This is a genomic window from Afifella sp. JA880 (assembly GCF_025379905.1).
Taxonomy (GTDB): Bacteria; Pseudomonadota; Alphaproteobacteria; order Rhizobiales; family Afifellaceae; genus Afifella; species Afifella aestuarii.
The window spans coordinates 1213635-1237137 of sequence record NZ_JAOANH010000001.1 but is presented as its reverse complement, the minus strand read 5'-3'; the positions used below and the strand labels follow the sequence as shown (position 1 = coordinate 1237137).

Sequence of the window (23503 nt, the reverse complement as noted above, 5' to 3'; positions counted from 1 at the left end):
GTGGGCCTAACGGGTGGCCGTGCCGCCAGGCGCGGCGGCGGAAGCCTCGCGCTTCAAGGCGGGAGCTGCGATCTCGGCGGTTTTGGCGCGCTCTTCCAGACGATCGAGAATGTCTTCCGTCGGCGGGGCGAGGCGGCCCGAGCCCAGGAGCTCGCCGCCCTCCGGCAGGCCCTCTGCGACCGGCACCTCGTCTTCCGCAGGCGGCGGCAGCGGGATGCCCGGAAGCGGCCGATGCTCGATATTGGCTTCCGCGACGCGCATATATTTCTGCCAGGTCATGGCCGGCAGCGTGCCGCCGGTGAGACGGTTGGTGCTCTTGTAATTGTCGTTGCCGAGCCACACGGCGGTGGAGAAATCGCCGGTATAGCCGACGAACCAGGCGTCGCGATAAGCCTGGGTGGTGCCCGTCTTGCCGGCGACGGAGACACCCGGAATGAGGGCGCGGCGGCCGGTGCCGTGCTCGGCGACGTTGTGCATCATCTTGACCATGTCGCGCGCGACGCTTTCCGACAGGACGCGTTTGGGCGGCCCGTTGGCGCGGTTGAAATCGTAGATGACCTCGCCGTCGGGGGTGAGGATTCGTGCGACGCCGTGCGGGCGCGCGCGAAAGCCACCGGAGGCGAAGGCGGCATAACCCGTCGCCTGGTCGAGGACCGTCACCTCCGACGTGCCGAGGGGGAGCGAGCGGGTGACGCGGATCGGCGTCTGGACGCCGAGACGCTCCGCCATTTCCGCAATCGGCTGGCGCCCGAAGGCGATCGAAAGGCGCACCGGGATGGTGTTGATGGAATGGGTGAGGCCCTGCATCATGGTGATGCGGCCACGGTAACGGCGCGAATAATTCTGCGGCGACCAATTGCCGATGGAGACCGGCGCGTCGAGGATGACGCTGTCCGGCGTATAGCCGTGTTCGAGCGCGGCGGCATAGGTGTAGGGCTTGAAGGACGAGCCCGGCTGGCGCTGCGCATTGGTGGCGCGGTTGAAGGTGGAGGCGCCGTAATCGCGGCCGCCCACCATGGCGCGCACGGCGCCCGACATATCCATGGAGACGAGCGCCGCCTGTTTGACGCCGTAGGCATCACCGGATTCCCGCAGCGAGGATTCCACCGCAAGCTCGGCCGCGCGCTGCAGGCGCATGTCGATCGTGGTGCGCACGATGAGATTGCGCTGGCCCGGAGGGGCGAGGCGCTTCACCTCCTCAAACACCCAGTCGAGGAAGTAATCCGGCGAGGGCGTCGCCTCGCGCGAGACCGGCGTCGCCGGATGGCGCCTCGCGCTGATCACCTGGCCCTCGGTCATGAAGCCGGCCTGGACCATATTGGTCAAAACCTCGTTGGCGCGCCCGCGCGCCGCCGGCAGGTTGATGTGGGGGGCATAGCGCGTCGGTGCCTTGAAGAGGCCGGCGAGCATCGCCGATTCTTCGAGCCGGAGATCGGTGACGGGCTTGCCGAAATAGAATTCGGACGCCGCCCCGACGCCGAAGGCGCCGCCGCCCATATAGGCGCGGTCGAGATAGAGCTTCAGGATCTCGCGCTTGGTCAGATTGGCTTCCAGCCACAGGGCGAGGAAGGCTTCCTTGATCTTGCGGTCGAGCGTGCGCTCGTTGGACAGGAAGACGTTCTTGGCGAGCTGCTGGGTGATCGACGAGCCACCCTGGACGACGCCGCCGGCACGGGCATTTTCCACAAGCGCGCGCAAGGTGCCGATGACATCGATGCCGAAATGCTCGAAGAAGCGCCGGTCCTCGGTCGCCAGCACGGCCTGGATGAGATGGTCGGGCAATTGGTCGAGGGAGAACTGCACCTCCTGCAGGACGCCGCGCTTGCCGATCTCGTTGCCGTAGCGGTCGAGCATGGTGACGGAATAATCGGACTGGGCGCGCCAGTCGCGCTTGACCGCGTCGAAGGCGGGGATGGCGAGCGCCAGCAAGACGATGAGGCCGGCGCAGCCGAGAGTGACGCTCTCTGACAGGAGCTCGAAGACGGGCCGCTTCCAGCCGGTGGCATGGAAACGGCGAAAGAACAGAATGGTGCGCTCCCAGGCCATGCCGGAGCTTTGGCCGAGCTCGAAGAAGAAGGTGTCGATCGCGGAATCGATCTCCAGCGCACGCAGCCAGTGCGGAAGCTTCTTCTTCGGTGTAAACGGATCGCGCATTTGGTGTTTTCACAAGAGGCTCGGCCGCGAGCCTTGTCAGGCACGGTTCTAGCACGATTTGGGTCTTTGATAAGTGGCGGCAGGGCCTTGCCGCCGATCGGCGAGAAAGCGGTGCGCGATGGTCACAGGAGCAGGGATGCTCGAAAAAGAGCCGTTCTGGCGCCAAAAGGCGCTCGAAGAACTCACTGACAAAGAGTGGGAGGCGCTGTGCGACGGTTGCGGCCGCTGCTGCCTCAACAAGCTCCAGGATTACGACACGGGCGAGATCTCGTGGACGAATGTCGCCTGCCGTCTCTATGACGAAAATGCCTGCCGGTGCCGCGATTACGAGAACCGCATCGAGATCGTGCCCGACTGCCTGCCGCTGTCAGCGGAGGCGGTGCGCGAGATTTCCTGGCTGCCGCCGTCCTGCGCCTATCGCCTCGTCGCGGAAGGCCGCGATCTCTATTGGTGGCACCATCTCGTCTCCGGATCGCGCGAGACCGTGCACGAGGCGGGGATCTCGACGCGCGGGCGCACGGTGTCGGAGAGGGACGTGCCGGTGGACGAATGGGAAGACTTTCTTGTCGAATGGCCCGAAGAGACGCCGCCGCGGTAGGGTTTTCCGGGTGTATGGTGCATGGCCTTTCGGCCCTGAGTTGAAAAGGTGGCGTCTCGCGGTCGCTGAAGGCGGCTGAAGCTTGACCGCGCGCTGCGGGCTTCCATCTCCTGCGGAATGTCAGACAATTTGATGCTTTCCGTTCTCGATCTGGCGCCCGTGCCGGAGGGGACGAGCGCCGCGGACGCGCTGCGCGCCACCGCGACCTTCGCCGAGGCCGCCGACCGTTTCGGTTATCACCGCCTGTGGTACGCCGAGCACCACGGCATTCCCAACATCGCCTCGGCCTCGCCGGAAGTCCTGATCGGCCATGCGGCGGAGCGCACGAGGCGCATTCGCGTCGGCTCCGGCGGCGTGATGCTGCCGAACCACGTGCCCTTGCGGGTGGTGGAGACCTATCGGACGCTGGAAGCGCTTTATCCGGACCGCATCGATCTCGGCATCGGCCGTGCGGGCGGCAGCGACAGCCGTACGCTGTCGGCGCTGAGGGCGGTGGACGGCGGCCAGTTCGCCCAGCAGATGGCCGAATTGATCGCTTTCGAGACGGGGGCTTTCCCCGAGGGGCATCCCTATCAGGCGGTCGAGGTGGTGCCGGGCGAGGTGGCACTGCCGCCGATCTGGCTCCTCGGCTCGTCGGGTGCGAGCGCGGAATTTTCAGGCCTCAACGGTTTCGGCTATGCCTTTGCCGGGCATTTTTCGCCGGCGCCGGCAGCTCCGGCCTTTCAAGCCTACCGTCAGGCCTTCAAGCCCTCGGACGATTTTCCGGAGCCGCGGACGCTTCTCTGCCTCGCCGCCATCTGCGCGCCGAGCGAGGAGGAGGCGGCCTATCTCGCGGGGTCGATGGAGCTTGCCTGGCTGCGTCTGCGCCAGGGCGGGCTGCGCAAGCTTTCAAGCCCGGAGGAAGCGGCCAATTACGCCTTCACACCGCAGGACCGCGCCACCGTGGAGGCCTATCGGCGGATTGCCATCACCGGCACGCCGGAGAAGGTCAGGCGGGAAATCGAGGCGCGCGCGGCCGCGTGCGACGCCGACGAGGTGATGGTGACGACGAATGTCTGGGACCCCGAGGCCCGGGTGCGAAGCCTCGATCTTCTGGCGCGCGCCTTCGATCTGCCGCGGCCTTCACGCGAGCCGGGTAAGACTGAATTCGCTTGATGGGTGCGTACGACAATTTTTTCGCGTAAAAGGGGAAAAAGACAGCGAAGATGAAAACTGTCCGAACGCCGTTCACCAATTGAGAACCGGATTGATGAAAGCGTAGTCGCCGACATGATGCCCTCTCCGAGACAACCTTTTTCCGCGATGCTGCAGAAGGCGTTGGACGACGTCCTGAGCTGTGCCGAATTCTGGGCCTGGGCGACCGACAAGGATCTGCATATTACTTATCTTTCGGAGAATTTCGAGCGAATCACCTCGCTTCCCGCGGGAGAGTTCGTCGGAATGTCTCGCTATGAGGTGATTCCGGCCGGCATGAGCGACGCGATGGCGCGCCGGCATCGCCATGAGCTTGAAAAGCGGCTGCCCTTCGTCGGCCTGCGCTACGAATTCAACGATAAGCGCGGTACGCGCTGCTTCGAGACGAGCGGCACGCCCACCTTCGATCGGCGGGGCCGCTTTCGCGGCTATCAGGGCATTGCCCGCGACGTCACCGAAGAGGTGCGCGATCAGGAGCGGCTGGAGGAGCTCGGCCGCGAGCAGCGCATCCTGAACGTTCTCTTCAACCATGTGGAACGCATGGCCAATATCGGGGCCTGGCGCTACGACCCCGAGCAGGACGTGCTGACATGGTCGGAACAGCTCTACCGCCTCTATGGCATTCCCGTCGGCGCCAGGGTGACGCTGAAGGAGGGGCTCAGCGTCTTTCCGCCCGACGTGGCGAAGGTGCTGCACGCGGCGATCGACGAGGCGATGGGCGGCGAGCGCGCCTTCGATCTGACATTGCCGTTTTTGTCGACGCGTGGCGAGGAGCGCTATGTGCGCGTGCTCGGCGAATGCGAAAGGCGCAACGGCCGACCCGTCAGCGTTTTTGGCACGATCCAGGACGTGACGAGCGAAAGGCGCCGCGAAGAGGAGAGACAGCGTCTGGCGGTGAGCGATCCCCTGACCGGGCTCGGCAACCGCAACGCCTTCCGCATGGAGCTCACGGAGACGTTGAAGAAGCTCGGCGCGCGCAAGCGCGAGGCGGCTTTGTGCATCTTCGATCTCGACGCCTTCAAGGATATCAACGATTTCTTCGGGCACGACATCGGCGACAAGGTGTTGCGCGAAGTCGCCGACTGGCTGCGCGCAACGTCTAGACCCGGCGACCTTGCGGCGCGCTCCGGCGGCGACGAATTTGCGCTTCTGACGAGCGCGGCAACGGCCGCCGAAGCTGAAGAGGCGCTCCGCCGCCGCCTGCAGCCGCTCGTGCGCCGCAGCGGTTTCGGCCATTCCATCACCTATAGCCTGAGCGCCGGTATCGCCGTCTTCCCGCAAGACGGAGCGACGCCCGAAGATCTTCTGCGCCATGCGGACCTCGCACTTTACGAGGCGAAGCGCGGCCGCAGGTCCACGATCGAGCGCTACGAGCCGCAATTGTTGCGCCAGGCGCAGAACCGCTTCCGCCTTCTTGCCGATTTTCGTGAAGGGCTCGCTGTCGGCGAGATCGAGGCATATTATCAGCCGCTCGTTGAGTTTTCGTCGAACCAATTGTCCGGCTTTGAGGCGCTGATGCGCTGGCGCCATCCGGAGAAGGGCATCGTGCCGGCCTGCGAATTGATGCCGGTCTTCAAAGACAAAGTGCTGTCGGTGGAGCTCGGCGAATACATGCTGAGGAAAATCGTCGGCGACCTGAAAGCGTGGCGCAAGGCCGGCATCGATTTCGGCCGGATCGGCTACAACGTCACCGCCGCCGATCTGCAGCAGGAGGATTTCGCCCCGAGACTGCTCGGCGCGCTCGCCGAAGCGGGGCTCTCATCCGGGGATATCGTTCTCGAAGTGACGGAAACGAGTGTCATCGACGAGGACAACCGGGCGATCCGCGCGCATCTCCACGCGCTGCGGGAGGCGGGCATCGGCGTGGCGCTCGACGATTTCGGCACCGGCTTTTCCTCCCTGACGCATTTGAAGAGCCTGCCGGTCGGCGTGCTCAAGATCGACCGCAGTTTCGTGAAGGATCTGACGTTTTCGCCGGGCGACCGCGCCATCGTGCGCGCGCTCATCGGGCTCGGCAGCGAGCTCGGCTACGAGATCGTGGCGGAAGGCGTGGAGACTGCGGCGGAAGCCGCCTTCCTGCACCGCGCCGGCTGCCGCTATGGCCAGGGCTATTATTTCGGCCGGCCGATGCCCGCCGACGACGTGCCGGAATTCATCGCCGAATGGGATGCGGCTGAAGAGGCGGTGAGGAGGGCGTGAGGGGGCGAGGCTAGCCGCGGAAGCTGAACGGAACGCTCTATCCCGGCTCTCAAACCTCAAATCCAAGAGTCTTGAGCCGGATGCGCATAGCGGCTGGAGAAACATCGAATTCACTGGCTAGTGCTTCGACGTCCGGCTTACCTCCACCGACTCTAGCTCGAATCTGCGGTGCTGGCATTAAGATCTGAGCAGCAAGCTTATTTGCCTGCACCTCATGCAGCGGCGAAAGTGGCGCAGATGGATTGGCTGCAGCACCGCCATAAAGGCGGTCTAGATGCCCACGCTCGTCCAAAAGATCTCGATGGAGCAGATAATGGGCGAGTTCGTGTGCTGCTGTAAAACGGCGTCTCTGCGGACCCTCTGCTGCATTGACTGAAATTCTATAGCCTCCGTCACGGTACTTCTGGATGCAGCCCGACGCACCGTTTTCCATATCCTCCGTGACGAATCTCACTCCTAACCCCTCGATTATATCTTTCGGTTGAACCGGGGGATGAGCCATGTGGTGCTTTAGGATTTCAAGATCGTTCTCTCGCATGTTCCTCCCTCCCCATCTCCGTTACCAACTCACCGATTTGCTCATCCGTCGCGTCCATCCCATCGAATAGCCCTTCGCTATCAATGAGCTCCCGTAATATTTTGGGATAAAGCTCCTCTCGCACAAGCTTCGGCGCGATCGATTCAATTTCTTCCGCAGCCCTTGATCTCACCTCGCTTCTCAAGAGCCAGAAACCTCCGACCGCGAGCAATATCAGAAATGTCTGAAGAAGGGTGATTGAAAACGAAAGATTGGAGACATCGGGATCGCCGCTCGAATTCCAGATTAATAGAATCAAAAACGCCCAGAGGCCATGTAAGCACCAACCGACGACACCCCAAGGTAAAGCTCTCCACTGGCCCGGCAATCGCCATCTTTTTACCCGTGCAGCTAGGCGGTTCCACCAAAAGGGGTCACTCTCCATATCGGCCCTCCCGCTGATCCCCCTCAGAGTTGTAGGTATTAGACATATAATTAGATCATTTTGTAAGTGAGTCTTATGGGTGTCAGGCTATCTTGTGTTGATCTGTTTCTAAGGGATGTTTTCGAAGGTGGATGTCAGGTTCTAATAATTCGTATTGGTGACGAGACGAGCTTCCATGCCGGCCTGCCCGCCCTCCGGATCTCCTTTGTCGTGACGACCATTCGAATTAGGAAAAAATTCCTTGACGACCGTACGGTGCTTTGCTAGGGTTCAGGCACGGTCGGAGATGTGCGGCTGACGCACGGTTTGGGCCGATCGTTTTCCGAGATTTTTGGGGTTCGCGCGGCGCTGGTGAGGCGGGAGTGCGCTTGTCCTCGTCGGTTTGCTCGCTTGTCCGCTTGCCTGCTTGCCCGACGCATTTGTTCTTGAGTGTTCGTTCGAGCGCGCTTTGTCGCTCGCTCATGGCCGGCGGGCTGCGGGTCCGGCCGGCGGTGTGACGAGCTGATCGGGCCGCGGGCCGGGCTTTTCAATACGTTCAGATGCGGAGGGGTCTTGGCCGAGGAAGCTGACTGGGCCGCGATCCGGGCCGCCTATGAGGACGGCGCGGAGCCGCTGTCCGCCATCCGCCGGCGCTTTCATGTGAGTGCGGGGGCGATCGCCGAGCGCCGCCGGCGCGAGGGCTGGACGCCGCGCTCCAGCGATTTGGCTGCGATCAGCCGCCGACGCGCGGCGGAGCGTGAGGAGCGGGCGAAGGCGGGAGCCGGGTCTGAAGACGGATCGACGAAGCCTGCGGCCAGCGGGCGCGGCGGTGCTGTGGCCTCGGCGGTGGGCGCGGCTGGGGCGGGGCGCAAGCCGGGGGCGCGGGCGCGCTCCAAAATGCCGGAGCGGCCGCCAGGAAGGGTCGAACGGCTTCTGCGGCTCGTCGATGCCGAGCTCGGGCGGCTCGAAGCGCGGTTCTCCAGGGAGGGCGAGGTGGACGAGAAGGATGTGCGGCTCCTGTCGGAGGCGGCGCGCATGCTCGACCGGGCCGAGGCGCTGGCGCGCAAGGGCGGCGAGAAAGCGCCGAGCGAGACGGACGATCAGGACTGGCTGCGCGCCGAGCTGTCGCGGCGGATCGTGTCGTTGAAGAAGCGCGCCGAGCGGCGGTGAGGCCGCGCGGAGGCCCCTGAGCGTCGCGACAACACGAAAAGGTGGCCTGGCCGCCGGGGAGGCGGCGATGCGCCCGAAATGCCCGCCGGGCCTGCGCGCCGAATGGACGGCGCTCGTCGGCGCCGAGGATCTCGACGCGGCGATGTCGGAAAAGAGTTCAGACGAGCTCGCCCGGCTTCTCGACTGGCGGCTTTGGGCCCGGCCCGACCAGCTGCCGCCCGAGGGCGACTGGACGGTCTGGCTCTATCTCGGCGGGCGCGGCGCCGGCAAGACGCGCGCCGGGGCGGAATGGGTCAAAGGGCTGGCGCTCGGTCAGCGCCCGTTTGCGCGCGAACCGCTGGAGCGCATCGCGCTCGTCGGCGAGACGCTCGCCGATGTGCGCGACGTGATGGTGGAGGGGCCGTCGGGGCTTTTAGGCCTTCACCGGCCGAGCGAACGGCCGAGTTTTTCGACGACGCGGCGCAGGCTCTTATGGCCGAACGGGGCGCAGGCGCTGATGTTCTCCTCGCAGGATCCGGAAAGCCTGCGCGGGCCGCAGTTTCACGCCGCCTGGTGCGACGAGCTCGCCAAATGGACCTATGCCGAGGCGACCTTCGACATGCTGCAATTCGGGCTCCGGCTCGGGCTGAACCCGCGCCAGCTCGTGACGACGACGCCGCGCAACGTGCCGCTCGTCAAACGGCTTCTGGCGGCGCCGCGGACGGCCGTGACGAAGGCGACGACGGCGATGAACGCCGCCAATCTGGCGCCGGGTTTTCTGGAGGCGGTGGTCGGACGCTATCGGGGTACCAGGCTCGGGCGTCAGGAGCTCGATGCGGAGCTGATTTCCGACCGGCCGGATGCGCTCTTCAAGCGCACCGATATCGAGGCGGGGCGGGTGAATGAGGCGCCGGAGATGATCCGCGTGGTCGTCGCCGTCGATCCGCCGGCCTCTTCGGGGCGCGAGGCCGATGCATGCGGGATCGTGGCGGCCGGGCGCGGGGCGGACGGGTTTGGATATGTGCTCGCCGACAAGACGGCGCAGGGGCTTTCGCCCGCCGGCTGGGCGGGGCGGGCCGTCGATCTCTTTCACGCGCTGTCCGCCGACCGGCTGGTGGCGGAGGCGAACCAGGGCGGCGATATGGTGGCCGCCGTCATCCGCCAGGCCGATCCGGGCGTCGCCGTGCGCCTCGTCCATGCGAGCCGCGGCAAGGTGGTGCGCGCCGAGCCGGTCGCCGCCCTCTACGAGCAGGGGCGCATCCGCCATGTCGGCGCGCTGCCGGAGCTTGAAGACGAAATGGCCGATTTTGGCCTCGGCGGGCTGTCCTCGGGCCACTCGCCGGACCGGGTCGACGCGCTCGTCTGGGCGCTGACCGATCTGATGCTCATGGGCGGCGGCGAGGCGCGGGTGCGGCGGATTTGAGGGGGCGCGGAGGTTTCCCTCGCTGGGGCGATGAAGAAACTGCCGTCGTGATCGGATCGATGTCCGCGACCCCCACCCGCCGCGCCTGGCGGCGCGTCGACCTCCCCACAAGGGGGAGGTGGGGGCGTGTGGCACGGGCGTGCCGGAAAACGAGCTTCGAAGAGAGAGGAACGGAGCCAGAGTGGCGAAACTGGTCTGAAACAGAGTTGAGGTGCGGGCACGGACTTTTCCCCTCCCCCTTGTGGGGAGGGGTTAGGGGTGGGGGTCGACCAGGGAACCCGGCGTCGCCAAGGAAACCGCCGTCGCCGTGATTGGATCGACGTCCGCAACCCCCACCCGCCGCGCCTGGCGGCGCGTCGACCTCCCCACAAGGGGGAGGTGGGAGCGTGCCGCGTGGCCTTGCTGGAAAATGAGCGCCGGGGAGGGCGGAGCGGCGCCCGAACCGCAGCGAGGGCGGCGGGAATGGATCTGCGTTCCTGGATTTGAGAGCGGGCACAGATTTCAGAGTGGGCACGGCCGTCCCCCTCCCCCTTGTGGGGAGGGGTTAGGGGTGGGGGTCGACCAAGGAAACCGACGTTGCTGTGATCGGATAGACTTCGGGTTGGCCAAGGAAACCGCCGTCGTCGTGAGTGGATCGACGTCCGCGCCCCCCACCCGCCGCGCCTGGCGGCGCGTCGACCTCCCCACAAGGGGGAGGTGGGTGCGTGTGGCACGGGCGTGCCGGGAAACGAGCGCCGATGAATGTTGAACGGTGCCGGGCCTGCGAAGGTGGCGAAGACGGATTTGAGGGTGGGCACGGACTTTTCCCCTCCCCCTTGTGGGGAGGGGTTAGGGGTGGGGGTCCACCAAGAAAACCGGCATTGCCGTGACCGGATCGACTTCGGGTTGGCCAAGAAAACCGGTATTGCCGTGATTGGATCCACGTCCGCGACCCCCACCCGGCGCGCCTGGCGGCGCGTCGACCTCCCCACAAGGGGGAGGTGGGAGTGCGCGGCGCGGCCTTGCGGAGAGACGGGTTTCCGAGGTGGGAAACGCGTTTCCGATGGGGCGGATGTCGTTATGCCGCTTCCGCCATTTTCTGGCGGGCTTCGACGACAGAGGCGAAATTGGTTTCGGCCCAGTCGATGAGGGTCAGAAGGGGGCCGGCGAGGCTTTTGCCGAGGGGGGTGAGCGAATAGGTGACCTGCGGCGGGACGGTCGGCTGCACGTCGCGGTCGATGAAGCCGTCGGATTGCAGCCGGCGCAACTTCTGCGTCAGCATGCGCTTGGAGATGTCGGGCACGGCGCGGGCGAGCGCGCTGAAGCGTTTCGGGCCGCCGGCGAGCGCCGCCAGGATGAGGATCGACCAGCGGTCGCCGATATGGTCGAGGAGGTTGCGCACCGGGCAGCGCGTCGCGTCGAAATCGAATTGCATCCAGCTTTCGAATTTTTCACCGAGCGCGCGGTGCGGCTCCAGCTCTTGCGCCATCTCGACCTCCATAAGGGGCTTGTCGGTAACCTGGTGACGGGAAAGTGCCGTCTTCTCTGATCGATATACGGTCTCTAAATGAGACTATGTCAAGACAAGAGACCGGAGAATTCCGATGAGCACCAATCCACGTTATGCCGTCACCGGCGCGAGCGGCCAGCTCGGCCGTCTCGTCATTGCAGCCCTCGTCCGCCGCGTCGGCGCCGAGGTGGTTGTCGCGATCGTGCGCGATCCCGCGAAATCCGCAGGGCTTTTCCCTGAGGGCGTCACGATCCGTGAAGGCGATTATGAGCGCCCGGAAACGCTCGATGCCGCCTTTGCCGGTGTGGAGCGGCTGTTGTTGATTTCCTCAAACGCCGTCGGACGCCGCGCGGGCCAGCACCGCAATGTCGTGGAGGCGGCAAAGCGCGCCGGTGTCGAGCGCATCGCCTATACGAGCATCCTGCACGCCGACCGCTCGACCCTCGGGCTGGCCGAGGAGCACCGCGACACCGAAGCGGCGCTGGCGGCGAGCGGTCTCGCCGTCACGCTGCTGCGCAACGGCTGGTACACGGAGAATTACGCCGCCTCGATCCCGCCGGCGCTGGAGCATGGCGCCCTGATGGGGAGTGCCGATGGTGGGCGGATTTCAAGCGCTGCCCGCGCCGATTATGCGGAAGCGGCCGCGGCTGCGCTGGTCGATGACACCGAGCCGCGCCACGTCTACGAGCTCGCAGGCGACGAGGCCTATACGCTCACCGAATTCGCCGCCGAAATCTCGCGCCAGTCGGGCCAGGCGGTCGCCTATGCCGACATGCCCGAGGCGGAGTATCGTGAAGCGCTCAAGAGCGCCGGCCTGCCGGACGCGATTGCCGCGATGCTCGCCGATTCCGATGCCGGCGCGGCGCGGGGCGATCTTTTCGACGACACACACGAACTGTCGCGGCTGATCGGCCGGCCGACGACGCCTTTCGCGGCAACGATCGAGGCGACTCTGAAGGGCTGATCCGGCGGGATCTCCCTGTTTGGGCCATCCCGCAAGCTTATCCCTCACCCGGCCGGTCTCACCGGTCCCCCTCTCCCCGGCGGGGAGAGGACGGGTGCGGCTTCAAGCGTCGGGAGCGGCCGCGCGTCTCGAAATGCCGCCTGAACAAGGGAGAAATGCATGCGCTGGTGGAGACAAGCGCCGGAGGCGAAAGCCTCGCGCACGGGACCGCTGATCGCCTTTGCACGCACCGGCGCGCCGGTGTGGACGCCGCGCCATTACGCGGCGCTCGCCCGGCGCGGCTATATGGAAAATGCCATCGTCTACCGCGCCGTGCGGCTGATTTCCGAGGCGGCGGCCTCCGTGCCGCTGCTTCTTTATGAGGGGGCGCGAGAGCTCGCCGAGCATCCGCTCTTGGCGCTTCTCGCCCGCCCCAATCCGCGCGAGGCCGGGGCGGAGCTGTTCGAGGCGGCCTATGGCCATCTCCTGACCGCCGGCAATGCCTATCTGGAGGCGGTGGCGGGCTCAGACGGTGAGATCCGTGAAATCTATGCGCTGCGGCCGGACCGGATGAAGGTCATTGCCGGGCCCGAGGGCTGGGCGGAGGCGTATGAATATACGGTCGCCGGGCGAAGCCTGCGCTTTCAGATGCCGGAGGAGGGGCTGTCGCCGATCCTGCATCTGACGCTCTTTCATCCGCTCAACGATTATTACGGCTTTGCCCCGCTCGAAGCGGCACAAAAGGCGCTCGACCTCCACAACGAGGCGTCGGCCTGGAACAAGGCGCTTCTGGAGAATGCGGCGAGGCCTTCCGGTGCGCTCGTCTATCAGGGGCCGGAAGGGGCGAACTTGTCGGAAGACCAGTTCACCCGTCTCAAAGGCGAGCTCACAGAGAATTTCGAGGGCGCGGCCAATGCCGGACGGCCGCTTCTGTTGGAAGGCGGGCTCTCCTGGCAGGCGATGAGCCTGTCGCCGAGGGACATGGATTTTCTGGAGGCGAAGAACGCCGCGGCGCGTGAGATCGCGCTCGCCTTCGGGGTGCCGCCGATGCTTTTGGGGATTCCGGGCGACAACACCTATTCCAATTACCAGGAGGCGAACCGGGCGCTGTGGCGCCAGACGGTTTTGCCGCTGATCGGGCGCATGACGGGTGCGCTGTCGAATTGGCTGGCGCCTTCCTTCGGCGAGCGCCTGCGCCTTGCCTATGACGCCGATCAGATCGATGCGCTCGCCGCCGACCGGGCGGAACGCTGGAAGCGGCTGTCGGAGGCGAGTTTTTTGACCGACGACGAAAAGCGCGAGGCGCTGGGTTACGGGCCGCTCGAGGCGTAACGGTTTTCAGGCCTTCATCAGGGCGAGGCCGCAGGCGATGCAGGCGGCCGAGATCCATCGCCAGCGGCTGACGGGTTCGCGCAGGACGAAGGCGGCGATGAGCGCGGCAAAGAGGATGCTCGATTCCCGCAAGGCGGCCACGAGCGCGATCGGCGCCTGCGTGAACGCCCAGACCGCGATCCAATAAGAGCCGAGCGACATCGCCCCGGCGGCGACGCCGCTTTTCCAGGCGGGCCGGAGGGCGACGAACGCGGCGCGGCCATGCCGGAGGGCGATGAAGGCCGTGAGGAGGGCGGTATCGCCGATGACCATCCACAGGACGAAGCCGGACGGTGTGCCGGCGACGCGTGCGCCAAGCCCGTCGAGGAGCGTGTAGCTGGCGGTGAAGCCGGCCGTGCCGAGGGCGAAGAAGAGGGCGTGCCCGTCCATGCGGCCGGAGGTCGAGCCCTTCGCCGCCATCAGGAGAATGCCGGCCGAGATGGCGCCGATGGCGACCAGAGCGGACGGGGCAAAGGTGGCATCGAGAAACACGACGGAGATGACCGTGACGAAGATCGGCGCGGCGCCGCGGGCGAGCGGATAGGCCTGGCTGAGATCGGCGCGCGCATAGGCTTCGATGAGAAAGAGCTTGTAGCCGGCATGAAGGGCGGCCGCGGCCGCGATCATCGGGAAGGCGGCCGCCGCCGGCCGGTCGACGAAGGGCAGGGCGCATGCCGCGATCGCCGCCTGCGCGATGGCGAGGAGCAGGATCGTGGAGACACGGTCGAGCCCGACCTTCACCACGGAATTCCATCCGGCATGGAGAAGGGCGGCGAGGATGACCGCGGCGAAGACGTGGTTGTCCATGCAGGCTTTCCAGGAGAGGCGTCTGAGGCCGCCGGCAGCGCGGCGTGATGTGTCGTTTCCTCTTCTGGCTGATTGCGTTTTCTTGGAAAAACGATGATTTTTGGCGCTTGGTGTGAGGAAAACGCACATGAAGCGCGGTGCTCTTCCGCTCAATGCCCTGCGCGCCTTCGAGGCGACGATGCGGCATGGCCAGATGCGGCTTGCCGCCGACGAGCTCGGCGTGACGCATGGCGCCGTCAGCCGACAGGTGCGGCTTTTGGAGGAGATCCTTGAGGTTCCGCTGTTCGAAGGGCCGCGCAACAAGCTGGTGCCGACGCAGACGGCGCTGGAGCTCGAACCGGCCCTGACCGAGGCCTTCGACGGCATCGAGGTGGCAGTCGCCCGCGCCATGCAGAGCGAGAGCCGGTTTCTCGACGTCTCCTGCACGGGCACGCTCGCCATGCGCTGGCTGATCCCGCGGCTCGTCGATTTCCAGACGGCGCATCCGAAGATCGAGGTGCGGCTGACCGGCGAATACGGGCCGATGGATTTCTCCCGCCATCGTTTCGACGTGGCGATCCGCGTCGGCCGCGCGCCCTGGGGCGATGCGGAGGTGACGGAGCTGTTTGCCGAGGCGGCCGGGCCGGTCGTGAGCCCGAAGCTTGCCGCGAGCGTCGATCTCGATGCGCCGGAGACGCTTCATGCGCTGCCGGTGCTGCATACGAAGACGCGGCCGGCGGCCTGGGCCGATTGGTGCCGTGAGATGGATCTGGCGCCGCCGGCGGGCGGGCGCGTCTTCGAGCATTTCTACTTCCTGCTCGAAGCCGCGACGGCCGGGCTCGGCGTGGCGATCGCGCCCGAAGTGCTGGTGCGCGACGATGTTGCGGCGGGTCGGCTTCTGGCGCCTTTCGGCTTTGCCCCGACGGGGCAGACCTATGTCGCACTGAGGCCGCGCCGGCCGAACCGCGATGCGCAGCTTTTCATCGCCTGGCTGGAAGACGCGGCGGTCGCGCCCGGCCCGGCAGGCTGATCCGGGCGCCGGCCGGTTCTCCGGCCGGGCGGACATGACAGGAAGCGAAGGGGTGACGATGCCTGAGCTCACCAAGACCTTCGCCGAACGGGGCGATCTGGCGCATCTGGCGCTGTTTCTGTGGGCGTCGGGCGCCTCCGGGCTTCTCGTCTGGAGCCTGCGCGAGCTCGCCGCCTCCAACCGGCGTTTCAACGATTTCGTCAAGGAGATCGCACAGCTCAACCGGCTGTTCCGCGACCATTCCTGAACTTTCGAGGCCACGATGAAGAGACTTTGGAACGCGCTGTTGCCGGCGCGAACGGACCATCGCGCCGTCTTTTCGGAATTCGCCGTCAGGCTTCTGGGGGCGATCGCCGAGCAGAGATTTGCGCGCCACGGAAACGGCGCTGCCGGCGAGACCGGCAGGCCGCGCTTCCGGATGGTGCGATGAGGGCGCGCGCCCGGCACAGGCCGGACATCCTCCCCGCCACCGCGGCCTTGCGCGAAAGCCTGCAGGAGATCGGCGCCGATGGGCGCTTCTCCGGCTATGCGAGCCTTTTCGGCCGGCGCGACATGGCCGGCGATATCGTCATGCCAGGCGCCTTCGCGAGCTCGTTGAAAGCGCGCGGGGCGGCCGGCATCCGCATGCTCTTCCAGCACGATCCGGCCGAGCCGATCGGTGTGTGGGAGGAGATCCGCGAAGATCGGCGGGGGCTTTTCGTGCGCGGACGGCTGACGCTTGACGTGGCGCGGGCGCGCGAGGTGCATGCGCTGTTGAAGGCGGGCGGGCTCGACGGGCTGTCGATCGGCTACCGCACGCTGCGCGGACGCAAGGACCGGCGGGCCGGCATCCGGCGCCTCTACGAGATCGACCTCTGGGAGGTCTCGATCGTCACCTTTCCGATGCTGACGGAGGCACGCATCGCCTCCGTCAAGACAAGCGAGGCGGGGCTTTCCGCAAGGTTTTTGGACGCCGCGCGGCGCCTGACACCCGCCCGGCCGAAAGCTGCTGGGCCGAAAGCTGTCAGGCCGCGGCGTGCGGCACCGGCCTTTTCCTGAACACGCGAAACCAAGAGGACGAAATGACGATGTCTGCCCGAACGGCCGAGCTGCGCCCGGCGCTGGAAAACAAGATGCATGGCGATGGCCTTACCGAGACCAAGGCGGGGCCGACGCCTGAAGTGGGCGCCGCCTTCGACGAGTTCATGAACGCCTTCGAGGCCTTCAAGGAGGCCAATGACGAGCGGCTCGGCGAGATCGAGCGGCGTCTTGCCCCCGATATCGTCACCGAAGAGAAGGTGGCGCGCCTCAACGACGTGCTCGACCGGCAGGAAAGGGCGATCGAACGCCTGACGATCGAGGGGCGGCGGCCGCGGCTTTCCGGCGGCACCGGGGCGGAGCCGCGTCTGGAACGCTCCGGCGCTGATCTCTCTGGCCATGGCGCTGCCTTCTCCCGCTACCTGCGGGCGGGCGAGACCGCGGCTCTTGCACGGCTCGAGCGAAAGGCGATGGCGATCGGCACCTCCGATGGCGCGGATGGCGGCTATCTGGTGCCGGACGAGACGGAAGCGGAGATCGGCCGCCGGCTTGTCGAGGTGTCGCCGATCCGGGCGATTGCGAGCACGATCACCGTGTCGGGCAGCCTCTACAAAAAGCCGTTCGCGGTGAGCGGGCCGGCGACCGGCTGGGTCGGCGAGAGCGAGGCGCGGCCCCAAACCGACACGCCGGTTCTCGACGCGCTCGAATATCCGGTGATGGAGCTTTATGCGATGCCCGCGGCGACGGGCGCGCTTCTCGATGATGCGATCGTCGATCTGTCCGCCTGGCTGGCCGGCGAGGTCGACCAGGCCTTTGCCGAACAGGAGAGTGCGGCCTTCGTCAAAGGCGACGGCAACAAGAAGCCGACGGGATTTCTGGCCGTGCCGAATGTTGCCGAAAGCGCCTGGGAATGGGGCAAGCTCGGCACGCTTTCGACCGGCGTTTCCGGTGGCTTTCCGGCCGACATGCCGAGCGATCTTCTCATTGACCTCGTCTATGCGCTGAAGGCCGGCTACCGGCAGAACGCCCATTTCGTCATGAACCGGCGCACCGAGGCGGCGATCCGCAAACTGAAGGACGCCGACGGCAATTATGTCTGGGCGCCGCCGGCCGGGCTCGGCAGCCGCGCCACGATCATGAATTTCCCGGTCGTGGACACCGAAGACATGCCCGACATCGCCGCAGGCTCTCTGTCGATCGCTTTCGGCGATTTTTCGCGCGGCTATCTGATCGTCGATCGCCAGGGCATCCGCATCCTGCGCGATCCCTATTCGGCCAAGCCCTACGTGCTTTTTTACACCACGAAACGGGTCGGCGGCGGGGTTCTCAATTTTGAAGCGATCAAACTTGTCAAGTTCAGCGCAAGCTAGGCGTGCGAAGACAAGGTCGTCACCGACCTGAGGGTGCTGCCCTCATGTGATCCGGGGTCCCGCTCCTGCACCCCCATCCTCCGACGGGGCCCCGGCCTGCGGCCTGCCTTCGGGCAGGCCGCTCCTTTTTTCCAAGGTGACATATGCAACGCATTCTTCTGGAAGGCCCGGAGGTGGAGCCCGTGTCGCTCGCCGAGGCGAAGGCGCATCTGCGCGTCGAGCACGAGGCCGAAGACGAACTCATCTCCGCTTATCTTGTCGCCGCACGCGTAGCGCTCGAAGGCGATCTCCGAAAAGTCCTGATCGCGCAGGCATGGCGGCTGGTCCTGACGGAACGGCCGCAAGGCGGACGTCTGCGCCTGCCGATCCGCCCGCTCCTGTCGGTGGATCGGGCGCGGCTTAAGACGGCTTCAGGCGAAAGGCTCCTCGAAGAGGATGAGATTTCGCTTGGGGGCACGGCGGACGAGCTCCGGCTCGACACGCGGCTTTGGGGAATGATCCGCCTCGAAATCGACGTCACCGCGGGGTTCGGCGAGACCGCAGTCGAGGTGCCGGGGCCCTTGCGCCAGGCGATCCTGTTGCGCGCCGCCCATTGGTACGAGCATCGCGGCGCGGCCCTCGAGGCCGATGGGCCCGGCGCGCTGCCGGCGGGTTACGAGCGGCTGATCGCGCCGTTTCGCGAGCTGGTGCCGGCATGAGCGCGGCGCGCCGACGGTCGAGGCAGTCCGGAATGCGAGCTGTGACGCGACCTTTGACGAGGCCGGGCCGGCTTTCCCAGCGCATGGTCTGGGAACGGCCGGTAACCGCGCCCGACGGGCTCGGCGGCGAGAGCCTAGACTATGTGCCGATCGGGCATGTCTGGGCCGATCTCCGCCCCGGGACGGCGCGCGATGTGGCGCTCGGCGAAGGCCGGGTCGGCGAGGTGACGCACGAGATTTTCGTGCGGCGCGAGGTGGGGCTTCTGGCCGGTGACCGGCTGCGGCTGGGTGCGCGGATGTTTCTCTGCGTCATCTGCCACGACCTCGACGCGAGCGGCCGCTTCACTCGCGCCGAAGCCGTGGAGGAAGTCTGATGGGCGCCGAAGAGGCCCTGCAGCGGGCGATCTATGAACGGCTTGCGGGCGATGCGGCGCTCGTCGCCCTGATCGGCGCCGACAAAGTCTTCGATCATGTGCCGCGGAATATGAGCGCGCCTTACGTGCATCTCGGCGAGATGGAGGTGACGCCCGTGGCCGCCGGCAGCGGTGCGGAGACGAAGCTCGTCGAGATCGTCTTCTCGCTCGTCGCCTTTTCGCGCGGCCGCGGCCGCCGCGAGACGCTCGGGCTGGCCGCGGCTTTGCGCAATCTGCTGCATGACGCCGAGTTCGCGCTCGCCGGCTTCACGCTGGTCGCCTGCCGCTTCGTCCAGATGAAGACGAGCGGCGCCGGCGAGGTCAGCGGCCGGCGCGCGGTGCTGAAATTTCGCGCCGTGGTGGAGGAGGCGTGAGCCTCACTCGGCCTCCCAGGTGAGGCCGGTGAGGTGTTGGCTGAGGGTCCACAGGCGTTTGGCGGCGTCGGGATCGACGGCGTAGGCGCGCACGCCGGTCGTCAGACGCGTCGAGGGGTCTGAGGCGTTTTCGGCGGTTTCCGGCGCGATCGGTGCGACGTCGCAATCATCGCAATAGACGCCGCCCATGCCGTCGAGATCCGGGCTGACGGCGCACCAGACGGAGGTGGCGGCCCCCTGGGGGATCGTCTTCAGCGAGCGGGCCGGATCGATGACCGGTTCGCCGTTGTCGTCGATGGCGCCCATATCGCGCAGCCTCGACGGATCGAGATGGCGGCCGAGATCGGTCGCGACGATGCCGCCCGGGTGCAGCGAGAAGGCGCGCACGCCATGGCTTTCGCCCCGCCGGTCGAGCTCCAGCGCAAAGAGGATGTTGGCCGTCTTCGACTGGCCGTAGCCGAGCCAAGGGTCGTAGTCGCGTCGCTCGAAATTGACGTCGTCGAACATGACGGGCGAGAAGCGGTGGCCGCGCGAGGAGAGCTCCACGACGCGTGCGCCGCCCGATGCGCCGGCCGCCTTCAGGGCTGGCCAGAGCCGCGCCGTCAGCTGGAAATGCCCGAGATGGTTGGTGGAGAACTGGGATTCGTAGCCGCGCGCATCGCGCGCCAAGGGCGGCGCCATGACGCCGGCATTGTTGACGAGAATGTCGAGGGCCCGGCCGGAGGCGAGAAAGGTCTCGGCGAAAGCATCGATGGAGGCAGGGTCCATGAGGTCCATCGGCGCCGAGGAGACGTGCGCAAGACCGGCGAGGGCGCGCTCGGCCTTTGCCTGATCGCGCACCGGGACGACGACTTCGGCACCGGCGCCGGCAAGCACGCGCACCGTTTCGAGGCCGATGCCGGCATAGCCGCCGGTGACAATGGCTGTCTTGCCGGAGAGATCGATGCCGGAAACGACCTCTTCGGCGGTGGAGGCGGCACCGAAACGGGAGCCGATCGGGGCCTGGGAACTGGGCATGGGGCGAGAACTCCGTTTGGGACGAGACCGGGAGATAGGGTCTCATTCGGGCGGCGGCTTGCCTGATCCTGTCAATTGCTTGTCCGCTTGAGCGAAGCTTCTTCGCCGAGATCCCCCGGGCGGTGCTCCGAAACCTCTGCCTGAAATCAGCGGGAGAACCCATCATGAGTGCCCAGAAAGGCAAGGACCTGCTCCTGAGACTGGAGCGGGACGGACAATTCGTGACTGTCGCCGGGCTTCGTGCCCGGCGGATCTCGTTCAACCAGGCGAGCGTCGACATCACCAATACCGATTCCGCCGGGCGCTGGCGCGAGCTTCTGGAAGGCGCGGGCGTGAAACGGGCGGGACTTTCGGGCTCCGGCGTGTTTCGCGACCAGGCGAGCGACGCGACGATCCGCGAGATCTTCTTTGCCGGCGCGATCGCCGCCTGGCAGGTGGTGATCCCGGATTTCGGTACGGTGACGGGCCCGTTTCAGGTGACGGGGCTTGAATATTCCGGCGAGCATGACGGCGAGGTCGCCTACGATCTGGCGCTGGAATCTGCCGGCGAACTCGCCTTTGCGGCGTTGTGAGCGGAGGCGAAGATGGCGAATTCCCATCGCGGCGAGATCGATGCGGTGCTCGGCGGCGAGACGCGCAGGCTCTGTTTGACGCTCGGTGCGCTCGCCGAGCTCGAAGCCGCCTTCAAGGCCGACGATCTGGTGGCGCTTGCGGCGCGCTTCGAGACGGGCCGGCTGTCGGCCCGCGATCTCATCCGCATCCTGGGTGCGGGTCTGAGAGGCGCGGGCGAAGCGATCTCCGACGACGAGGTAGCGGTGCTGCGTGTCGATGGCGGCGTGGCCGGCTTTGCCAGGATCGCGGCGGAGCTTTTGCGGGCGACGTTCGGTGGGTCGCAGGGAGACGACGGCGGTTCCGACGCCCCGGGCGAAAGTCCAAAAAACCCTCTTTAGCCGCAGACGGCAGGACAGGCGGCGCGAACGCCTTTCCCTGGCAGGAGGCGATCGCCTTCGGCCTTGCCGTTCTGCGGCTTTCTCCACGCGATTTCTGGGCGATGACGCCGCGCGAATTTTCGGCCTGCCGCACGGCTTTGTGCGGGGCGGGCAAGACGCCGCTCACAGCGGGTGAGCTCGCGCGGCTGATGGCGCGCTTTCCCGATCGGTAGGACATGATGGCAGACGATTTCGATTTCGGCTCGGACGAGCTCTCCGGGAGCGCTGAGGCACTGTCAGCGACGCTCGGCGACCTTCAGCATCTGGCGGACGGGTTCGGGCGCTCTATGACGAGCGCCTTCCGCCAGGCGGCAGTGGAGGGACGACGCTTCGACAGCGTGTTGAAAAGCCTGGCGCTGGGGCTGTCGCGGCGCGCCCTCAATGCGGCGCTCGCGCCGATCGCCGGCGGGCTGTCCGGCGCGCTCACCTCGGTGTTCGGATCGTTTCTGGGCGGCTCGTTTCTGGGTGGTTTCGCCAAGGGCGGCGTGTTTGCGGGCGGCAAGGTCACGCCCTTTGCTTCGGGCGGCGTCGTCGCCGCGCCGAGCTATTTTCAAGCGGGCAGCGGCATAGGCCTGATGGGGGAGGCGGGGGCGGAGGCGATCCTGCCCTTGCGGCGCGGCGCCGACGGCAGGCTCGGTGTTGCGGCCGCGGGTTCTGGAGGGCAGCCGGTTCACGTCACCTTCAACGTGACGACGCAAGATGCGGCGAGCTTCCGCCGGTCCGAAGCCGAAATGACGGCGATGCTGGCGCGTGCGGTGTCGCGCGGCCGGCGGGGGCTCTGAGCCGTCATGTCCGCAGGCTTTCACGAGGTTTCGTTTCCGCTGGCGCTCGCCTTCGGCTCGTCCGGCGGACCGGAGCGGCGCACCGAGGTGGTGACGCTCGCCTCCGGGCGTGAGGAGCGCAATCAGCGCTGGGCCGATTCCAGACGCCGCTACAATGTCGGCTCGGGCGTGCGCTCGCGCGCCGATATGGAACGGCTGATCGCTTTTTTCGAAGAACGGCGCGGCCGGCTCTATGGCTTCCGCTTCCGCGACCGCAGCGATTTTTCCTCCGCACCCGCGCCGGCCGAACCAGGCCCCTTCGATCAGCGGATCGGCACGGGCGATGGTGCGAACGCGGAATTTCTCCTCGTCAAGCGCTACGGCGACGGGCTCGCCCCCTGGCTGCGTGCGATCGAAAAGCCGGTTGCGGGCACGATCCGCGTTGGCGTCGGCGGGGTGGAGAAGGCCGCGGGCGCGTTTTCGCTCGACGCCGCCACCGGGCGCATCGCCTTTTCCTCCGGCCATGTGCCGGCGGCGGGGGCGGCGGTCACCGCCGGCTTCCTCTTCGACGTGCCGGTGCGCTTCGACACCGACCGCCTCGACATCGATCTTGCCGCCTTCGAGGCGGGCGAGGCGCCCTCCGTCCCGATTGTGGAGATCAAGCCGTGAAGGATTTTTCCGCTGCGCTGACCGTGCATCTCGAGGCGGGCGTCACGAGCCTGTGCGCCTGCTGGACGCTGATCCGCGCCGACGGGGTGAGGCTCGGTTTCACCGATCACGACCGGACGCTTTCCTTCGATGGCGTCACCTACGAGCCGCAGAACGGGCTGACGGCGTCGGGCGGCGTCGCCCATGCGGGGCTCGAAGTCGGCGGCCTCGATGTCGCCGGGGCGCTGAGTTCCGAACGACTGTCGGAGGAAGATCTTCTCGCCGGGCTTTACGACAATGCGCGCGTCGAGATGTGGCTCGTCAACTGGGCGGCGCCCGCGATGCGGCATCTGATGCGGATTGCCTCGATCGGCGAGGTGACGCGCGAAGATCATGCCTTCAAGGCGGAGCTGCGGGGGCTCGCGCACGCGCTCGACCAGGAGAGCGGGCGGCTCTTTGCGCATCTCTGCGACGCCGACCTCGGCGACGGACGCTGCCGGGTCGATCTTGCGGCCCTGCGCGTCGAGGCGAGCGTGACGGCGACGGACGGGGCGGGCTGGATCGAGACCGTCGAACTCGGCGCAGAAGAGAGGGTGGCGGATGGTAGCCTGGCGCGCGGGCTTCTGACGTTTCTCTCCGGCGCCAACGAGGGCCGCGCCATCGAAGTGGCACGCCACGCCGTCGAGGGGACGGCACACCGCCTGACGCTCTGGCAGAAGATGGAACGGCCGATCGCCGTCGGCGACCGGGTTGCGGTGACGCCGGGCTGCGACAAGCGGCTTGCGACCTGCCGGGGGCGCTTCGGCAATACGGCGAATTTCCGCGGCTTTCCGCATATGCCGGGCAACGATTTCGTCTGGTCGGTGGCGAGCGTCGACCGTTTGAGCACGGTGAAGCCCCGCAACGGGCGGTCGGGATCGGGCGCATGAAGCGCGCCGG

At 66.6% G+C, this 23503-nt stretch carries 26 protein-coding genes and 1 pseudogene; 21 read left to right on the top strand and 6 right to left on the bottom strand.

The annotated features are described in order from the left end of the window. Positions 1 to 6: 6 nt before the first annotated feature. Positions 7 to 2154, bottom strand: a complete 2148-nt coding sequence (locus NYQ83_RS05830) for a PBP1A family penicillin-binding protein (protein WP_261213226.1) — start codon at positions 2152 to 2154, stop codon at positions 7 to 9. A gap of 136 nt (positions 2155 to 2290) precedes the next feature. Between NYQ83_RS05830 and NYQ83_RS05825 the strand changes: the two genes are divergently transcribed. The 3 genes from NYQ83_RS05825 to NYQ83_RS05815 all read left to right on the top strand — a co-directional run bounded on the left by NYQ83_RS05825 (position 2291) and on the right by NYQ83_RS05815 (position 6145). Continuing rightward, on the top strand, positions 2291 to 2752 hold the full coding sequence (locus NYQ83_RS05825; RefSeq protein WP_128292584.1) for a YcgN family cysteine cluster protein: 462 nt from the start codon (positions 2291 to 2293) through the stop codon (positions 2750 to 2752). 132 nt (positions 2753 to 2884) lie between these two features. Then, a complete protein-coding gene (locus tag NYQ83_RS05820; RefSeq protein ID WP_261213220.1) occupies positions 2885 to 3907 on the top strand; it encodes an LLM class flavin-dependent oxidoreductase in 1023 nt (340 codons plus the stop codon). 162 nt (positions 3908 to 4069) lie between these two features. Beyond that, positions 4070 to 6145 (top strand): putative bifunctional diguanylate cyclase/phosphodiesterase, encoded by a 2076-nt coding sequence (locus tag NYQ83_RS05815; RefSeq protein ID WP_261213217.1) that lies wholly within the window; start codon positions 4070 to 4072, stop codon positions 6143 to 6145. A 49-nt stretch (positions 6146 to 6194) separates the two neighbouring features. Here NYQ83_RS05815 and NYQ83_RS05810 read toward each other — a convergent pair whose 3' ends face one another. Further along, entirely contained in the window at positions 6195 to 6683 is a 489-nt protein-coding gene (locus NYQ83_RS05810) for an ImmA/IrrE family metallo-endopeptidase (protein WP_128292587.1), read from the bottom strand. Further along, positions 6664 to 7107 (bottom strand): hypothetical protein, encoded by a 444-nt coding sequence (locus tag NYQ83_RS05805; protein WP_164879653.1) that lies wholly within the window; start codon positions 7105 to 7107, stop codon positions 6664 to 6666. Before NYQ83_RS05805 ends, NYQ83_RS05810 begins: the two co-directional genes overlap by 20 nt. A gap of 552 nt (positions 7108 to 7659) precedes the next feature. Between NYQ83_RS05805 and NYQ83_RS05800 the strand changes: the two genes are divergently transcribed. Together NYQ83_RS05800 and NYQ83_RS05795 are read left to right on the top strand one after the other, a co-directional pair. After that, positions 7660 to 8256: a hypothetical protein gene (locus NYQ83_RS05800; protein WP_261213215.1), complete on the top strand. Its 597-nt coding sequence runs from the start codon at positions 7660 to 7662 to the stop codon at positions 8254 to 8256. A gap of 142 nt (positions 8257 to 8398) precedes the next feature. After that, positions 8399 to 9658 carry a DNA-packaging protein gene (locus NYQ83_RS05795; RefSeq protein ID WP_261213964.1) on the top strand — a complete coding sequence of 420 codons (1260 nt, stop codon included), beginning with the start codon at positions 8399 to 8401 and terminating at the stop codon, positions 9656 to 9658. 1057 nt (positions 9659 to 10715) lie between these two features. On the opposite strand, the gene NYQ83_RS05790 is transcribed toward NYQ83_RS05795, so the two are convergent. Further along, positions 10716 to 11126, bottom strand: coding sequence for a winged helix-turn-helix transcriptional regulator (locus NYQ83_RS05790; RefSeq protein ID WP_261213213.1), 411 nt, complete (start codon positions 11124 to 11126; stop codon positions 10716 to 10718). A gap of 115 nt (positions 11127 to 11241) precedes the next feature. Here NYQ83_RS05790 and NYQ83_RS05785 point away from each other — a divergent pair, with 115 nt between their 5' ends. Beyond that, positions 11242 to 12111, top strand: coding sequence for an SDR family oxidoreductase (locus tag NYQ83_RS05785; RefSeq protein ID WP_261213211.1), 870 nt, complete (start codon positions 11242 to 11244; stop codon positions 12109 to 12111). Positions 12112 to 12270: 159 nt separating this feature from the next. After that, complete coding sequence (locus tag NYQ83_RS05780; protein WP_261213209.1) at positions 12271 to 13422, top strand: phage portal protein; 1152 nt, start codon at positions 12271 to 12273, stop codon at positions 13420 to 13422. Between the two features lie 6 nt (positions 13423 to 13428). Here the strand turns inward: NYQ83_RS05780 and NYQ83_RS05775 are convergent, their stop codons facing one another. Beyond that, positions 13429 to 14268, bottom strand: a complete 840-nt coding sequence (locus NYQ83_RS05775) for a DMT family transporter (RefSeq protein ID WP_261213207.1) — start codon at positions 14266 to 14268, stop codon at positions 13429 to 13431. Positions 14269 to 14395: 127 nt separating this feature from the next. On the opposite strand from NYQ83_RS05775, the gene NYQ83_RS05770 reads away from it, so the two are divergent. The 8 genes from NYQ83_RS05770 to NYQ83_RS05735 all read left to right on the top strand — a co-directional run bounded on the left by NYQ83_RS05770 (position 14396) and on the right by NYQ83_RS05735 (position 19149). Further along, positions 14396 to 15277: a LysR family transcriptional regulator gene (locus NYQ83_RS05770; RefSeq protein ID WP_261213205.1), complete on the top strand. Its 882-nt coding sequence runs from the start codon at positions 14396 to 14398 to the stop codon at positions 15275 to 15277. A 58-nt stretch (positions 15278 to 15335) separates the two neighbouring features. Beyond that, positions 15336 to 15524 (top strand): hypothetical protein, encoded by a 189-nt coding sequence (locus tag NYQ83_RS05765; RefSeq protein ID WP_092810102.1) that lies wholly within the window; start codon positions 15336 to 15338, stop codon positions 15522 to 15524. Positions 15525 to 15539: 15 nt separating this feature from the next. Further along, positions 15540 to 15707 carry a hypothetical protein gene (locus NYQ83_RS05760; RefSeq protein ID WP_261213203.1) on the top strand — a complete coding sequence of 56 codons (168 nt, stop codon included), beginning with the start codon at positions 15540 to 15542 and terminating at the stop codon, positions 15705 to 15707. Further along, entirely contained in the window at positions 15704 to 16315 is a 612-nt protein-coding gene (locus NYQ83_RS05755) for an HK97 family phage prohead protease (protein ID WP_261213201.1), read from the top strand. Before NYQ83_RS05760 ends, NYQ83_RS05755 begins: the two co-directional genes overlap by 4 nt. Positions 16316 to 16389: 74 nt before the next feature. After that, positions 16390 to 17664: a phage major capsid protein gene (locus NYQ83_RS05750; protein ID WP_261213963.1), complete on the top strand. Its 1275-nt coding sequence runs from the start codon at positions 16390 to 16392 to the stop codon at positions 17662 to 17664. Positions 17665 to 17807: 143 nt separating this feature from the next. Next, a complete protein-coding gene (locus NYQ83_RS05745; RefSeq protein WP_261213200.1) occupies positions 17808 to 18362 on the top strand; it encodes a head-tail connector protein in 555 nt (184 codons plus the stop codon). A gap of 41 nt (positions 18363 to 18403) precedes the next feature. Beyond that, positions 18404 to 18736, top strand: a complete 333-nt coding sequence (locus tag NYQ83_RS05740; protein WP_261213198.1) for a head-tail adaptor protein — start codon at positions 18404 to 18406, stop codon at positions 18734 to 18736. Next, positions 18736 to 19149, top strand: a complete 414-nt coding sequence (locus NYQ83_RS05735; RefSeq protein WP_261213195.1) for a DUF3168 domain-containing protein — start codon at positions 18736 to 18738, stop codon at positions 19147 to 19149. Before NYQ83_RS05740 ends, NYQ83_RS05735 begins: the two co-directional genes overlap by 1 nt. Positions 19150 to 19152: 3 nt before the next feature. Here the strand turns inward: NYQ83_RS05735 and NYQ83_RS05730 are convergent, their stop codons facing one another. Then, positions 19153 to 20166 (bottom strand): oxidoreductase, encoded by a 1014-nt coding sequence (locus NYQ83_RS05730; RefSeq protein ID WP_261213193.1) that lies wholly within the window; start codon positions 20164 to 20166, stop codon positions 19153 to 19155. Positions 20167 to 20330: 164 nt separating this feature from the next. Between NYQ83_RS05730 and NYQ83_RS05725 the strand changes: the two genes are divergently transcribed. The 6 genes and pseudogenes from NYQ83_RS05725 to NYQ83_RS05700 all read left to right on the top strand — a co-directional run bounded on the left by NYQ83_RS05725 (position 20331) and on the right by NYQ83_RS05700 (position 23493). Continuing rightward, entirely contained in the window at positions 20331 to 20738 is a 408-nt protein-coding gene (locus NYQ83_RS05725) for a phage major tail protein, TP901-1 family (protein ID WP_261213190.1), read from the top strand. A 12-nt stretch (positions 20739 to 20750) separates the two neighbouring features. After that, a complete protein-coding gene (locus tag NYQ83_RS05720) occupies positions 20751 to 21116 on the top strand; it encodes a gene transfer agent family protein (protein WP_261213188.1) in 366 nt (121 codons plus the stop codon). A gap of 44 nt (positions 21117 to 21160) precedes the next feature. Beyond that, positions 21161 to 21328: pseudogene (locus NYQ83_RS05715) on the top strand (phage tail assembly chaperone); the annotation flags it as partial. A 6-nt stretch (positions 21329 to 21334) separates the two neighbouring features. After that, a complete protein-coding gene (locus tag NYQ83_RS05710; RefSeq protein WP_261213187.1) occupies positions 21335 to 21937 on the top strand; it encodes a phage tail tape measure protein in 603 nt (200 codons plus the stop codon). 6 nt (positions 21938 to 21943) lie between these two features. Next, positions 21944 to 22585 (top strand): DUF2460 domain-containing protein, encoded by a 642-nt coding sequence (locus NYQ83_RS05705; protein WP_261213185.1) that lies wholly within the window; start codon positions 21944 to 21946, stop codon positions 22583 to 22585. Next, a complete protein-coding gene (locus NYQ83_RS05700; RefSeq protein ID WP_261213183.1) occupies positions 22582 to 23493 on the top strand; it encodes a DUF2163 domain-containing protein in 912 nt (303 codons plus the stop codon). The genes NYQ83_RS05705 and NYQ83_RS05700 overlap by 4 nt, the downstream gene beginning before the upstream one ends. Positions 23494 to 23503: the final 10 nt, after the last annotated feature.